Origin of the sequence: Streptosporangium sp. CA-135522, from assembly GCF_050949235.1 — a bacterium.
GTDB lineage: Bacteria > Actinomycetota > Actinomycetes > Streptosporangiales > Streptosporangiaceae > Streptosporangium.
In genome coordinates, this window is the sequence record NZ_CP192026.1 from 756,735 (window position 1) to 769,816 (window position 13,082).

General features: G+C 70.3%; 16 protein-coding genes. 9 read left to right on the plus strand and 7 right to left on the minus strand.

The features are described 5' to 3' along the window. Positions 1-4: 4 nt before the first annotated feature. Together ACQPYK_RS03735 and ACQPYK_RS03740 are read right to left on the minus strand one after the other, a co-directional pair. The gene (locus tag ACQPYK_RS03735; RefSeq protein WP_433250189.1) at positions 5-343 is read right to left on the minus strand and encodes a hypothetical protein; all 339 of its coding nucleotides are present in this window, start codon (positions 341-343) and stop codon (positions 5-7) included. 111 nt (positions 344-454) lie between these two features. After that, positions 455-1,081 carry a GNAT family N-acetyltransferase gene (locus ACQPYK_RS03740; protein ID WP_433250192.1) on the minus strand — a complete coding sequence of 209 codons (627 nt, stop codon included), beginning with the start codon at positions 1,079-1,081 and terminating at the stop codon, positions 455-457. Positions 1,082-1,199: 118 nt separating this feature from the next. On the opposite strand from ACQPYK_RS03740, the gene ACQPYK_RS03745 reads away from it, so the two are divergent. Further along, on the plus strand, positions 1,200-1,691 hold the full coding sequence (locus ACQPYK_RS03745; protein WP_433250195.1) for a GNAT family N-acetyltransferase: 492 nt from the start codon (positions 1,200-1,202) through the stop codon (positions 1,689-1,691). Between the two features lie 58 nt (positions 1,692-1,749). On the opposite strand, the gene ACQPYK_RS03750 is transcribed toward ACQPYK_RS03745, so the two are convergent. Together ACQPYK_RS03750 and ACQPYK_RS03755 are read right to left on the minus strand one after the other, a co-directional pair. Then, a complete protein-coding gene (locus tag ACQPYK_RS03750; protein ID WP_433250198.1) occupies positions 1,750-2,106 on the minus strand; it encodes a DUF742 domain-containing protein in 357 nt (118 codons plus the stop codon). Next, positions 2,103-4,085, minus strand: a complete 1,983-nt coding sequence (locus ACQPYK_RS03755) for a sensor histidine kinase (protein ID WP_433250201.1) — start codon at positions 4,083-4,085, stop codon at positions 2,103-2,105. Before ACQPYK_RS03755 ends, ACQPYK_RS03750 begins: the two co-directional genes overlap by 4 nt. Positions 4,086-4,326: 241 nt before the next feature. Between ACQPYK_RS03755 and ACQPYK_RS03760 the strand changes: the two genes are divergently transcribed. Then, positions 4,327-4,668: a hypothetical protein gene (locus ACQPYK_RS03760; protein WP_433250204.1), complete on the plus strand. Its 342-nt coding sequence runs from the start codon at positions 4,327-4,329 to the stop codon at positions 4,666-4,668. On the opposite strand, the gene ACQPYK_RS03765 is transcribed toward ACQPYK_RS03760, so the two are convergent. Beyond that, a complete protein-coding gene (locus tag ACQPYK_RS03765) occupies positions 4,578-4,937 on the minus strand; it encodes a barstar family protein (RefSeq protein WP_433250207.1) in 360 nt (119 codons plus the stop codon). The genes ACQPYK_RS03760 and ACQPYK_RS03765 overlap by 91 nt on opposite strands. A 5-nt stretch (positions 4,938-4,942) precedes the next feature. Next, complete coding sequence (locus ACQPYK_RS03770; RefSeq protein WP_433250210.1) at positions 4,943-5,443, minus strand: ribonuclease domain-containing protein; 501 nt, start codon at positions 5,441-5,443, stop codon at positions 4,943-4,945. Positions 5,444-5,543: 100 nt separating this feature from the next. Here ACQPYK_RS03770 and ACQPYK_RS03775 point away from each other — a divergent pair, with 100 nt between their 5' ends. The 7 genes from ACQPYK_RS03775 to rfbD all read left to right on the plus strand — a co-directional run bounded on the left by ACQPYK_RS03775 (position 5,544) and on the right by rfbD (position 12,345). After that, positions 5,544-6,416: a DMT family transporter gene (locus tag ACQPYK_RS03775; protein WP_433250213.1), complete on the plus strand. Its 873-nt coding sequence runs from the start codon at positions 5,544-5,546 to the stop codon at positions 6,414-6,416. Beyond that, complete coding sequence (locus ACQPYK_RS03780; RefSeq protein WP_433250216.1) at positions 6,413-7,036, plus strand: GntR family transcriptional regulator; 624 nt, start codon at positions 6,413-6,415, stop codon at positions 7,034-7,036. The genes ACQPYK_RS03775 and ACQPYK_RS03780 overlap by 4 nt, the downstream gene beginning before the upstream one ends. A 311-nt stretch (positions 7,037-7,347) precedes the next feature. After that, positions 7,348-7,698 (plus strand): hypothetical protein, encoded by a 351-nt coding sequence (locus ACQPYK_RS03785; protein WP_433250219.1) that lies wholly within the window; start codon positions 7,348-7,350, stop codon positions 7,696-7,698. Between the two features lie 279 nt (positions 7,699-7,977). Beyond that, a complete protein-coding gene (locus tag ACQPYK_RS03790; protein WP_433250222.1) occupies positions 7,978-9,432 on the plus strand; it encodes a sugar transferase in 1,455 nt (484 codons plus the stop codon). A gap of 2 nt (positions 9,433-9,434) precedes the next feature. Beyond that, a complete protein-coding gene (locus ACQPYK_RS03795) occupies positions 9,435-10,502 on the plus strand; it encodes a glucose-1-phosphate thymidylyltransferase (protein ID WP_433250225.1) in 1,068 nt (355 codons plus the stop codon). Continuing rightward, positions 10,499-11,491 carry a dTDP-glucose 4,6-dehydratase gene (gene rfbB / locus ACQPYK_RS03800; RefSeq protein ID WP_433250228.1) on the plus strand — a complete coding sequence of 331 codons (993 nt, stop codon included), beginning with the start codon at positions 10,499-10,501 and terminating at the stop codon, positions 11,489-11,491. Before ACQPYK_RS03795 ends, rfbB begins: the two co-directional genes overlap by 4 nt. Further along, positions 11,488-12,345, plus strand: a complete 858-nt coding sequence (rfbD, locus tag ACQPYK_RS03805) for a dTDP-4-dehydrorhamnose reductase (protein ID WP_433250231.1) — start codon at positions 11,488-11,490, stop codon at positions 12,343-12,345. Before rfbB ends, rfbD begins: the two co-directional genes overlap by 4 nt. Here rfbD and rfbC read toward each other — a convergent pair. Continuing rightward, positions 12,335-12,955 carry a dTDP-4-dehydrorhamnose 3,5-epimerase gene (rfbC, locus tag ACQPYK_RS03810; protein WP_433250234.1) on the minus strand — a complete coding sequence of 207 codons (621 nt, stop codon included), beginning with the start codon at positions 12,953-12,955 and terminating at the stop codon, positions 12,335-12,337. The two genes, rfbD and rfbC, sit on opposite strands and share 11 nt — an antisense overlap. Between the last annotated feature and the right edge of the window lie 127 nt (positions 12,956-13,082).

Sequence of the window (13,082 nt, forward strand, 5' to 3'; positions counted from 1 at the left end):
ACGCTCAGGAGTCGCCGTCCCGTCTGGCCGGTCCGTTGTCCCGTCGGGCCGGAGTCCGCCGATCGGCCTCGTCGGCGATCTGATCCTCCACGATCGCGCACCAGCGATGCCACTGCGCCAGATCGAGGTGCTCGTCGATGTCCCCCACACCCGCTCTCGCCATGAGCTCATGATTGTCGGCCGCGCTCTCATGCGCGTTGACCAGCGCGTGATGGCCGTGATTGGCGAGCGCCTCGCTGACCGCCAGGTTCACAGCTATCTCGCCCATCGTTTTGGGGCGGCCCAGAGTTTCGTCCCCGAAGCCGTCTCGGCGGAAGTCGTGCCTCTGCGAATCGTCACTCATACGTGCTGAGTGCCCATCCATCCCCGGAACTATCTGGGACTCCCGATCGGATGCGGACGATCATGCGAACGGCGTCCGGACGGGAGCCGGCCCGCCGGAGGAGGGTGGGCCCTACACGCCGGGCTCCGCCGCGCGATCCGTCCCCCGGCCGAGGTAGGTGAGGGGGCCGGGATCGGGAACCGGGATCTCGTGGAAACCGAGACGGTCGTAGAAGGCTCGGGCGGGGGTGTTGGCGGTGACCATGCCCAGGTGCACCGTCCCCACCCCCTTGCGGTGCAGCGCGTCGAGGAAGGCGTTCATCAGCGCCCGGCCGTGGCCCTTGCGCTGGTGCTCCGGGAGCAGGTCGATATGGAGGTGCGCCGGGTAGGCGGCCAGTTCCGGCAGGAGCATGCGCTCCGGGCGGTACATCAGATCGATCATCACCTCGCTCGGAGTCGTGGCCGGACCGTCGAGGGCCGGAAAACGCTCTCTCATCGACGGCAGCCACGAGGAGCGGAAGGCCTCGACGAAGGCGGCGGTGTCGGCCGTGCCGAGGACGTAGCCGACCGCCCGCTCCCCGTCGTCGAGGACAAAGGTCAGGTCCGGCTCCAGAAAGGCGTATGGAGCTGCGAAAATGCTGGGCATCAGGTCGAGGTCGGGGTAGAGGTGCCGGGAGTCGCCACCGTCGTGCGCGGTTCGCACGCAGATGTCGTAGAGCGCGGTGCGGTCATCGGAGCGGTAGGGCCGAACAGTCGTCATGGAGGCAATGATGTCCTTCGTGGGAGCGCTCTCACAAGATCTGGGGTGGTTTTCTGAACCCGCGGCCGGGCACGGCCGGTCTTCCCGGACCACCGGCCGCGGCAATAGCCTGCACTGCATGACCGAGGTGGAACTGCGGAGCTGGCGGCCCGACGACGTGCCGGTCCTGCTCGGCGCGTTCGGCTCCCCGGACATGGCGCAGCAGGCGGCCCGGCCGATCGACACGCCCCGGGCGGCACTGGAATGGATCGGGCTGTGGGGGTTCCGCGACGACGCGCAGGCGTTCGCCGTGGTGGCGAACGGCCAGGTCGTGGGGAACGTGGCGGTGAGCAACATCGACGCGCACGCCACCGGCTGGGTGTCCTACTGGACCGTGCCGCACGCCAGAGGGCGCGGAGTGGCCGTGGCCGCGGCCCGGAGGCTGGCGGACTGGGCGTTCCGGGAGCGGGGGCTGTTCCGGCTGGAGCTGGGCCACCGGCTCGACAATCCCGCCTCCTGCGCGGTGGCGACCAGAGCGGGCTTCCTGGCCGAGGGGGTCGAGCGGGCCAAGTTGAGCTACGAGGGCGTGCGATACGACGTGGAGCGACACGCTCGCCTGGCCACCGACTGAGCCGTCGCCGATCGAGCCGTCACAGGCGGTGGGCAGGGCCGCCGACCGGCGTGACGACTCAGAGCGCCTTGAGACCGGCGAGCACGTCGCGAAGCACGCTTTCCTGGGGGAGTGCGAGGTTGCTGCCCGGGAGCCGCACCGTGATCAGGCCGGACTCGCGCAGGTCGCCGAGGAGCACCCTGAGCACGCCGATCGGCATTCCGGTCTCCGAGGCCAGCTCGGCGACCGACGCCGGCATACGGCAGGCCCTCATGATCCGCGCGTGCTCGGGCGGCAGGTCCGGCGGTGGGGTCCTGGTCGCCACCAAGACGGCGATCAGGTCGAACCGGGCCCCGGCGGCGCGGGTGCGGCCACGGGTGAGGGTGTAGGGGCGGACTATGGGCCCGGCGTCCTGGTCGAGCCAGCGTTCCGTCATTCCGCCCCACTTTCCTGCTCCGCGCGGCGCCATCCATCGCGGAACGACGTCATCACACTGCTCGGGGTCGATCCGATCACCTCGGCCGGTACGGCCCGCCGCTCGGGCACGGCCTGCCGTACCCGCTTGGGAAGACCGCTGTCGGTGGAGGTCCACTCGACCTCGGCCGAGCGGGCGGTCGCGGGCTCGGGCGCGTCGGCCACCAGCTCGCCCGGAAGGAGCACGATCGCCGTGGTGCCGCCGAAGGGGGACGGACGCAGCGAGACACGGATGCCGTGCCGGGCGGCGAGCTGCGTCACGACGAACAGGCCGAGCCGGTCGCTGTCGGCCAGGTCGAACTCCGGAGGGCCGGCCAGCCGCTCGTTGAGCTGGGCCATCTCCGCCGGGGTGATGCCGAGTCCGCGATCCTCCACCTCGATGACGTAGCCCCTGGCCACCATCTCGCCACGGACGTTCACCGTGGTGTGCGGGGGCGAGAAGATGGCGGCGTTCTCCACCAGCTCGGCCACGAGGTGGATCACGTCGGTCACGACCGTGCCCACCATGGAGGGGCCCTGCGGCACGTTCACCATCACGCGCTGGTAGTCCTCGACCTCCTCCACGGCCGCACGGACCACGTCGTAGATCGTGACCGGCACCCGCCAGCCGCGGCCGGGGACCGCGCCGGACAGGATGATCAGGCCCTCGGAGTGGCGGCGCATACGGGTGGTCAGATGGTCGAGGCCGAACAGGTCGTCGAGGGTCTCCGGGTCGCTGGCGCGCCGCTCCATCGTCTCCAGCATGGCGAGCTGCCGGTGCAGGAGTGACTGGCTGCGCCTGGCCAGGTTCACGAAGACCTTGTTGACGCTCTTGCGCATCTGGGCCTGGCCGGCGGCGGCCTCGACGGCGGTCCGCTGGACGGAGGAGAACGCCCGGCCGACGTCGACGATCTCGGTGGTGGTGCCGTGGTTGAGCTCTTGCGCCTCGGAGCAGACGTCCTCCCCCCGGCGGAGCCGTTCGACCACGTCCGGCAGCCGCTTGTTGGCCAGGTCGAGTGCCGCCTGCCGCAGGCCGACGAGCTCGGCGCCGATCCGGCGGCCGAACCGGATCGAGACGAAGATGGACACCGTGACCGCGACCAGGCCGAGGCCGCCCGCGATGCCGATCTGAATCAGGATGCCGGTGGCGAGGGACCCCGATCGCCGGGTGATGCCCTCGCTGACGTCTCCACCGAGCTCGTCGAAGGTGTCGGAGAGCTTCGCCGCCACCGCCGCCCAGGAGGGGTCCGGCTTGTTCGCCGCGGTGACGGCCTTCTCGATCCGCTCGAACGAGACGTAGGTCGCCGAGCCCTGCAGGTTCCGGTAGAGCCCCTGGAACTCCTCGTCGAACTGGCTGACCCCCATGGTGTAGAGCAGCCTGCGGCCGGTGACCAGATCGCCGAATCTGGTGCGCTCTGCGGGGCTCATACCGCCCTCGGCCACGGCGCCGGCGATCAGCGCGGCCTGCTGGCTGAGCATCTCGCGGCTGCGTCCTACCAGGACGACGGTGCGGGTCTGATCGTTCAGGCCGACGTCAGAGGAGATCCGGATCTTGTCGTACACGGCGAAGGCCGCCCCGACGATCGCGGTGTAGGCGTCGAGGGTCTGCAACTGGTCGGTCGCGCGGGTGTCCACCCCGCTGCGGATGTCGGTGAGCCGTTCCATCGCGGTCAGCAGCTGGACCAGACGGTTCCAAACGGCCGGATCCGTGCTTTCCTGGAGTGAGGGGACCAGCCGTTCCAGCTCCGCCCGGGCGGTGTTCGTCCGGATCCGCTGGGCGTCGAGCTCGGCCCGCGAGCTCGTGGCGCCGCCCAGGACGGACAGGGACAGCAGCCGCTCGTGCTGAAGGGCGGTGGTCACCGTCCGGGTGGGGAGAATGCCGCGCTCGTAGCCCTCGCTGGCCCGCAACAGCGCCCGGCCACTCTGGAAGGTGAGAGTCGCCGCAAACGCCCAAATCGCCACAAGGGAGACGATCGGCACAAGTAGGAGGGTGAAAATCTTGAACCTGATCGAATGTTTGCGGCCGACCATAATACCTCGCACTACGGATATGTGCGTTTAACAGTGGCGAAACCCTAGCAACGTAGGTCATCGGCGGCCAGAGATGCGGGTGATTCATATCAAGAAAGGATTTTTAGCTTTCGCGGGACTGCGAACCAACACCTGCCCTAGTACGTCTTTGTTATAGGAGGGGGAGGAGACCATGGTGGGGATCGCGGAGCTGATCGGCCCGGAGGTGGACCGCGCGACACCGGCCGCGCTGGTCCGAGGCGGTGAGCTGGAGAGATCGGGTGCGGTGCAACTGGTCAGGTTCAGTCCGTCACTGGTAACGGCGGAGGTGGACGACGGGGCCGCGCGCGTGGAGTTCCGGGCCGTCGACGGGGCGATGCGCTGGTACTGCACCTGTGCGGAGGGCCGGGACGGGGTCTTCTGCGCGCACTGCGTGGCGACGGCTCAGTCGGTCAGGAGAAGGACCGAAAGGAAGGCCTCGCCGGGGGCGTCGTCGGCGACGGCCTCGGCCAGCACGGTGCGGATCGCCTCGTAGGCCGGGCGGTCGCCGGTCCGCAGCGCCGATGCCCGCTGCCAGAACAGCAGGTGCTCGCCCGCCGGCAGCCACGCCAGGTCGGTCAGACAGTCGTAGAGCGCGTCGAGGTTGTGTCCGAAATAGTCGGGGAACGACAGGGCCTCGGCGATCGCGTCCACGGCCTCGGCGGAGGTGGTGACCGCCGAGCCGTCGATCCGGTGGGTGGCGGCGGTGTGCCGCCTGGCACCGAACACCGCCGGCGATCCCTCTTCGAACGTTCCCCTGGGCAACCCGGTCACCTTCGCACGTCGACGGTGACGAAGGACCGGTAGTGGTCGCCGGTGTAGTAGAGCTCGCCGGCGCCGTCGCCGCTGACCAGCCGCCGGGCGCCCCGGTCGGACCTTCGCGGGGTCGGCACGGTGTATTCGTGATAGTAGCCGCGCGCCCTGATCGGAAGGACGCGCTCCCGGTTCTGGAAGACCACGCCGTCGCGCGGGTAGGGGAAGGGCCCACCGTCGCGGATCAGCCGCCAGGTGGTGGCGGCCTCGGGAGGCAGCGCGGACAGCGCCCTGACGGGCAGGGCGCCGCGCGCGTCGGGACGGGGTGTGACGGCCGGCCTGGCCGAGGTCGTGGACCGGCCGCCCGATCCGGCGGACGCCGTGGGCCGGACGTCCGAGCCGATGCCCGAGCCGGTGCCCGGCCGGGCGGACGACCCGGCGGGCGAGCATCCACTCAGCAGCGTCACCGCCGCCAGCGTCATCGCCGCCAGGGTCGCGGCCACTCCCTGAGACTTCACCCGGTCAAAGTTACCCGCGGGCGCCCCCGGAAACCGCGGGGGACGCGCTGCCGTACCGCGAGCACTTGACCAGATTGTCTAGTTGTCAGACAATTTAGCCATGAAGCTCGCCATTGTCGGAGCCGCCGTGCTCTGGGGCACCGCAGGCACCGCCGGACTGCTCGTCGCCGGCGTCGATCCGGTCTCCCTCGCCGCGGCCCGTCTGGTGGTCGGCGGTCTCGTGCTCGCGGTCGCCGCGGCGCCGGCTCTCCGATCCCTGCCGCGCAAGGGCCTGCTGGTGCCGGCCGCGGTGGCCGTGGCCGCCTACCAGCTGTGTTTCTTCGCCGCGGTCAGCCGGACCGGGGTGGCCATCGGCACCGTGGTCGCCATCGGCAGCGGCCCGGTCTTCACCGGCCTGCTGTCCTGGCTGCTCGATCGGGTCCCGCCCACCCGGCGCTGGGCAGGGGCGACCGCGGTGGCGATCGCGGGCTGTGCCGTGCTCACCGGCGGTGGAGGCGAGGCACGGGTGGACGGGATACTGCTCGCCCTCCTCGGCGGCCTGCTCTACGCGTTCTACGCGGTGACGGCGGCCCGGGTGATCGGCGCGGGAGCCCCCTCCGGCGCGGTGATGGGCGCCATGTTCGGCGGGGCCGGGATCGTGATGCTCCCCGTCCTTCTGTGGACGGGCACCGCCTGGCTCGCCGAGCCGCGCGGCCTGCTCACCGCCCTCTATCTCGGATGCGTCGCCACCGCGCTGGCCTACGTCCTGTACGGCAGGGGCCTGCGCACCACTCCCGTGGCGACCGCCGCCACCCTCGCCCTCACCGAGCCCGCGGTCGCCGCACTGCTCGGCGTGGTGGTGCTCGGCGAACAGCTCACGCCCACCGCGATCACGGGGCTGCTGCTGCTCGGGGTGAGCCTGGCCGTGGTGGCCCTTCCCGAACGGCGCTCCGGCCGCCGGGTGGAGAGCGCGGCAATAGAGTCGTCGATGTGACCATTCCGCTCCGTCCCGTCTCCGCCGTCAACGCCCTCGCCGACGCCCTGCGCCGCCGGGTGCTCTCCGGCGAGATCGCCCCGGGCACCACGCTGCCGGAACAGGAGCTCTCCACCCTGTACGGCGTGGCACGGCCGACCGTGCGGGAGGCGCTGGCCGTGCTCGTGCACGAAGGCCTGCTCAGGCGCGAACGGCACCGCAGCGCCCAGGTGGCCGAGGTGACGCTGGCCGATCTGGACGACCTCATGTTCGTCCGGCGCCCGCTGGAGGACCTCATGGCCACCGCTCTGGCCGGGCGGCGGGTCGAGGAGGCCGACGGGGCACTGACCCGGATGGCCGAGTTGCCCGGCGACGCCTCCTGGTCGGAGGTGGTGGCCGAGCACATGGCGCTGCACCAGGCGCTGATCGTGGCGGTGGGCAGCCCCAGGCTGGAGCGGCTCTACGCCGCGCTGGCCACCGAGACCCGCCTCGGCCTGGTACGGCTGCGCACCGTCTACGCCGACCGGGACATGCTGGTCGCCGAGCATCGGGACCTGCTCGACGCGATCGGCCAGGGGCCGGTGGAGACCGCGAGGCGGGCCGTCGCCGCCCACCTGGACCACGGCTGGGGTGCGAGCTAGCGATCCCCTGGACCACGGCTGGGTGCGAGCCGGCGATCCGCTGGACCACGGCTGGGGTGCGAGCCGGCGATCCGCGGCGGGCCGCCGGCGGGCCGCCGGCGGCCGGGCCACGGGCCACTGATGGGCCGGGCAAGCCACAGACGGGCCGTCGATGGGCCGTCGGCGGAACGGGCCGGCCGCGGTCGCACCGTGTCACCGGATGGGCCGCAAGACGGTCGCGTGGTGGCGGTCCGTGGTCATGGCCCGGACCGGTCGTCCGACTTGGACGTTTCTATTGCACCGGGCACCCTGAAGTCGTCACAATCGCGGCCATGCACGGCAATTCAGTGCCGGACTCCTACGTCTATGTCACCGAAGAAGGCGTGGCCCGTCACTATGCGGACGGCAGCGTCGACGCCCTCGCGTGGGAGGACGTCGTCGAGGTGCGGGTAGGGGGTGACCCGGAATCAGACATCCTGTACATACTTCTGGATCGGGACGGTCAGGGGTGCGTGGTGCCGAAGTCGGCCACCGACACCGCCTTCCTGACCCGCCTCCGCTATCTCCCGGACTTCGACCTCGACCGGCTCGGTGAGGCGGTGCACGCCGCCCGTGACGACTACGTCGTCGTCTGGCGCAGCCCCGAGCCGCCTTCCGCCTTTCCGGATTTCGAATACGACTGATCACCGGCCGCTGCTCACCGGCCGCCGCGCGGCGAGCGAGGGGCGGACCTCGTCGAATCCGGTGGGAAAACCTACATGTTTGGACCGTTCCGTCAAGATGTTCTGTCTGCCCGACTTCGGCCAGTAGTGGACAGTGGGACGCTATTCCGCTGCCAGATCTTGATCACTAGGATTTCTACGGGTATCCACGCTCCTGATGCATTAGGGAAACCTGTCAACCATTGAAACGCGTTGAGCGTCCCGTTATCTGTTAACGCTGGGGCGTCAGGGTGGGGTGGTATGAGGGTGGGGACAGAGGAGCCCGCTATTGCGCTCCTCAACGGTTCGGTACGCACCGCTCCGAGCATCTGGACACGTTCCTATGCGCGGATCCTGCTCGCAGGAGATCTCGCGTGTGCGGTGATCGCCTGTGAGTCGGTCCTGGGCGTCCGGCTCTGGTTCGGCGCGTTCATTCCGGGAACGGAGGCGCTGCTGGGGCTCGGTCTCGCCCTGGCGTGGCCGTTCTCGCTGGCGGTGGGAGGCGCTTACCGCAAGCGCGCCCACGGAGAGGGGACAGAGGAGTTCCGGGCGGTCTTCGACGGCGGGGTCGGTCTGACGGCCGCCGTCGCGATCGGGGCGTACGCCACGCAGACGACGATCGCCCGTAGTTTCGTCATGGCGATGTTTCCGCTCGCCCTCGTTCTCACGGTCATCTTCCGCTACCGGATGCGCAAGCGGCTTCACCGGCGTCGATCCGTCGGCGAATACATGCGCCAGGTGGTCGCCGTCGGGCATCGGGAGTCGGTGCTCGATCTGGTGATGCAGCTGCGAAGGCAGCCGCATCACGGGATGACGGTGGTCGCCGCGTGCCTGCCGGCCGGTCACGAGGCCATCGACGTCGACGGGGTCCCGGTGCTCGGCGGCTTCACCGACGTGGCCGACGTGGTCGCCGAGGTCAATGCCGACGCCGTCGCCATCCTGGCCTGCCCGGAGCTGGACGGCGCCGCGCTGCGCCGGCTCGCCTGGGGTCTGGAGGACGCCCGCACCGACCTGTTCGTGGCGCCGGCGCTCATGGACGTGGCCGGTCCGCGCATCAGCATCCGCCCGGTGGCCGGCATGCCGCTGCTCCACGTCGAGCATCCCGAGTTCGACGGTGCCAAACATCTCGCCAAGAGCCTCTTCGACCGGGTCGGAGCGGGGCTGGTCCTGCTGGCGCTGTCCGTTCCCATGCTGGTCATCACCGTGCTGATCCGCGCGACCAGCCCGGGTCCTGCACTGTTTCGCCAGGTCAGGGTGGGTAAAGGCGGCCGGGAGTTCAAGGTCGTGAAGTTCCGTACCATGGTCAACGACGCGGAACGGCTCAAACTCGAACTCCAGCGGCACAACGAGTCCGACGGCGTGCTGTTCAAGATGCGGAACGATCCAAGGATCACGCGCGTGGGCGCCTTCCTCCGCCGTTACTCCCTCGACGAGTTGCCGCAGCTCCTCAACGTGCTCCACGGGGAGATGTCGCTCGTCGGGCCGCGGCCACCGCTGCCCGAGGAGGTCAAGCAGTACGGCGAGGACGTGCGCCGTCGCCTGGTCGTCAAGCCCGGCATGACCGGCCTGTGGCAGGTGAGCGGCCGCTCCGACCTGACCTGGGAGGAGTCGGTCCGCCTGGACCTGCGCTACGTCGAGAACTGGTCGCTCTTCCTGGACCTGCAGATCCTCTGGAAAACCTGGAGCGCCGTCACCCGCGGAGAAGGGGCCTACTAGCAGTGAAAGCACTCGTGCTCGCAGGGGGATCGGGCACCCGGCTCCGGCCAATCACCCACACCTCCGCCAAGCAGCTCGTCCCGGTGGCCAACAAGCCCGTGCTCTTCTACGGGCTCGAAGCCATCGCCGCCGCCGGGATCAGGGAGATCGGAATCGTGGTGGGCGACACGCAGGCCGAGATCGAGGCGGCCGTCGGCGACGGCTCCGCGCTCGGCCTGCAGGTGACCTACCTGCGCCAGCAGGCTCCGCTCGGGCTGGCCCACGCGGTGCTGATCGCCCGCGACTACCTGGGCGACGACGACTTCGTCATGTATCTCGGCGACAACTTCATCGTCGGCGGCATCAGCGGCATCGTCGACCGGTTCGTTCATGACCGGCCGTCCGCCCAGATCATGCTGACCCGGGTCGGCGACCCCCGGCAGTTCGGCGTCGCGGAGCTCGACGCCTCCGGACGCGTGGTCGGGCTGGAGGAGAAGCCCGCCGAGCCCAAGAGCGACCTCGCGCTCGTCGGCGTCTACCTGTTCACCCCCGCGATCCACGAGGCGGTGGCCGAGCTCAAGCCGTCGTGGCGGGGTGAGCTGGAGATCACCGACGCGATCCAGTGGCTGATCCAGCAGGGGCACGAGGTCGAGTCCACCGTCATATCCGGCTACTGGAAGGACACCGGAAACGTCACCGACATGCTTGAGGTCAACCGGCTGGTCCTGGAGTCCCTGGACGCCCGCGTCGACGGCCTGGTCGACGACGTCAGCGAGCTGATCGGCCGGGTGGTCGTCGAGCCGGGGGCCGTGGTCGAGCGCTCCCGCATCGTCGGCCCTGCCGTCATCGGCGCCGGAGCCCGGGTCCTGGACAGCTACGTCGGTCCCTTCACCTCCATCGCGGCCGACTGCGTGATCAGGGAGAGCGAGATCGAATACTCGATCGTGTTACCCAGATCCTCGATCTCCGGGGTGTCCCGGATCGAGGCCTCGCTCATCGGTCACGACGTCGAGGTCACCCCCGCCCCCACCACCCCCAGAGCCCACCGCCTCGTGCTGGGCGATCACAGCAAGGTTCAGATCAGCTCATGAAGATCCTGGTCGTCGGTGGGGCCGGTTTCATCGGCTCCCACTACGTCCGCATGCTCAGCGCGGACGGTGTCGCCGTGACCGTTCTCGACAAGCTCACCTACGCCGGTAACCCGGCGAACCTGGAGGGGGCCGCCCACGACTTCGTGCACGGCGACATCTGCGACGCCGGGCTCCTGGCCGACGTGGTGCCCGGCCACGACGTCGTCGTCAACTTCGCGGCAGAGTCCCACGTGGACCGGTCCATCGACGGCGCCGGGGAGTTCGTGCGGACCAACGTGCTCGGCACGCAGACCCTGATGCAGGCCTGCCTCGACGCGGGCACCCCGCGCGTCGTGCAGGTGTCCACCGACGAGGTCTACGGATCCATCGACGTCGGCTCCTGGAAGGAGGACGCACCGGTACGGCCGCGCTCGCCGTACTCCGCGGCCAAGGCGGGCGGTGACATGATCGCTCTCGCCTACGCGGTCACCCACGGCCTGCCGGTCTCCATCACGCGCTGCGGCAACAACTACGGGCCCAACCAGTATCCGGAGAAGGTGATCCCGCTCTTCATCACCAACCTCCTGCGGGGGCGCAAGGTCCCGCTCTACGGCGACGGCGGCAACGTCAGGGACTGGATCCACGTCGACGACCACTGCGCGGGCATCCGCCTCGTCGCAGAGCGCGGCGAGCCCGGCGAGGTCTACCACATCGCCGGTACGGCGGAGCTGACCAACGTCGAGCTCACCACCCGCCTGCTGGAGGCCTGCGGCGCCGGCTGGGACATGGTCGAGCACGTCGAGGACCGCAAGGGGCACGACCGCCGCTACTCCCTGGACGACTCCCGGCTGCGGGCGCTCGGTTACCGGCCGGGCATCCCGTTCGACCAGGGCCTGGCGGACACCGTCCGCTGGTACGCCGACAACCCCGGCTGGTGGCAGGCCGCCGCGGACCACGACGAGGCGCTCGTGGCCACCGGCGCCGGGCGAAGGGGCGAGGAGACCGCATGACCCGGTGGTTGGTCACCGGCGCCTCCGGCATGCTCGCGACCGAGCTGTCGGGCCGCCTGAAGGCCGCGGGAGAGGCCGTCCTGGCGCTTCGCAGAGACGAGCTCGACCTGCGGGACGCGTCCGCCGTACAGCATCTGGTGTCGGCGTGCCGACCGGACGTCGTGGTGAACTGCGCGGCGTGGACGGCGGTGGACGACGCCGAGACGCGCGAGGCGGAGGCGCTCACCGTCAACGGGCACGGAACCCGGGCGCTGGCCGAGGCGTGCGAGCGCCTGGGCGCGCGGATGATCCAGCCCTCCACCGACTACGTCTTCGACGGGACCGCGCTGGACCCCTACCACGAGGACGCGCGGCCCTGCCCGGTCAACGCCTACGGGCGCACCAAGCTGGCCGGCGAGCGCGCCGTGCTGGAGGTGCTGCCCGAGACCGGCTACGTCGTGCGGACCGCCTGGCTGTACGGCGCGGCCGGAAAGAACTTCGTCCGCACGATAGCCGGCCTGGAGCGGACCAGGCCGGTCCTGGACGTCGTCGACGACCAGCTCGGCCAGCCCACCTGGGCCGGTGACCTGGCCGGCTGGATCGTCGAGCTGGGGCGCGCCGCACCCCCGCCGGGGATCTACCACGCCACCAACTCCGGCCAGACGAGCTGGTACGGCCTCGCGAGGGAGGTCTTCGAGCTGGTCGGCGCGGACCCGGACCGGATCAACCCGGTCTCCGCCAAGGAGTTCGCGCGCCCCGCGCCGCGGCCGGCCTACAGCGTGCTGGGACACGACCGCTGGAGCGGGGCGGGACTGCCGCCGATGCGGGACTGGCGAGAGGCGCTGCGGGAATCCGATGTGCTCGTCAACGACTAGGGGCGCGGTCGCGACCGGCCGCGGCGAGGTGGTCGTAGTGGGCCAGGCAGGCGCCGTGGTCCGGCAGCAGCCCCGCGTCCAGGGCCTCCTTGAGGGTGGGGGCGGCGGCGTCCTTGTCCGACAGGAGCGGCTCCACGTCGGCGGGCCAGTCGATCCCGACCGCCGGGTCGAGAGGGTGGATCCCGTGCTCGTGCCCGGGGGCGTAGGGCTGGGAGCACAGGTAGACGACCGTGGCCTGCTCGCTGAGCGCCATGAACGCGTGGCCGATCCCCTCGGCGACGTAGAGACCGCGCCGGGACTCGTCGTCCAGGCGCACGGCCTCCCACCGGCCGAAGGTGGGCGAGCCGACACGGATGTCCACGACGACGTCGAGGACGGCCCCGGAGACGCACGTGACGTACTTGGCCTGGCCGGGCGGCACGTCGGCGAAATGGACGCCCCGCAGCACGCCTCGGCTGGACACCGAGCAGTTGACCTGGGCGAGATCCAGCCGATGCCCGACGGATCGTTCCAGGTCGGCGGAGCGGTAGCTCTCCAGGAACGCACCCCGGGGGTCGGCGTGGATGCGCGGCGTATGACACCAGGTTCCGTCGATGCTGAGGGGTTCCATGGGCCGAAGCATGTCATAGCGGACCGGTGTGACACCGCCGAAAGATCGGGCGAGAACCCAGGGTTCGCGCCCGCTGAAGTGACCTTGAAACAGATCGGTCGAGCCGCGTTCCGCGGCGAGGGAGCGT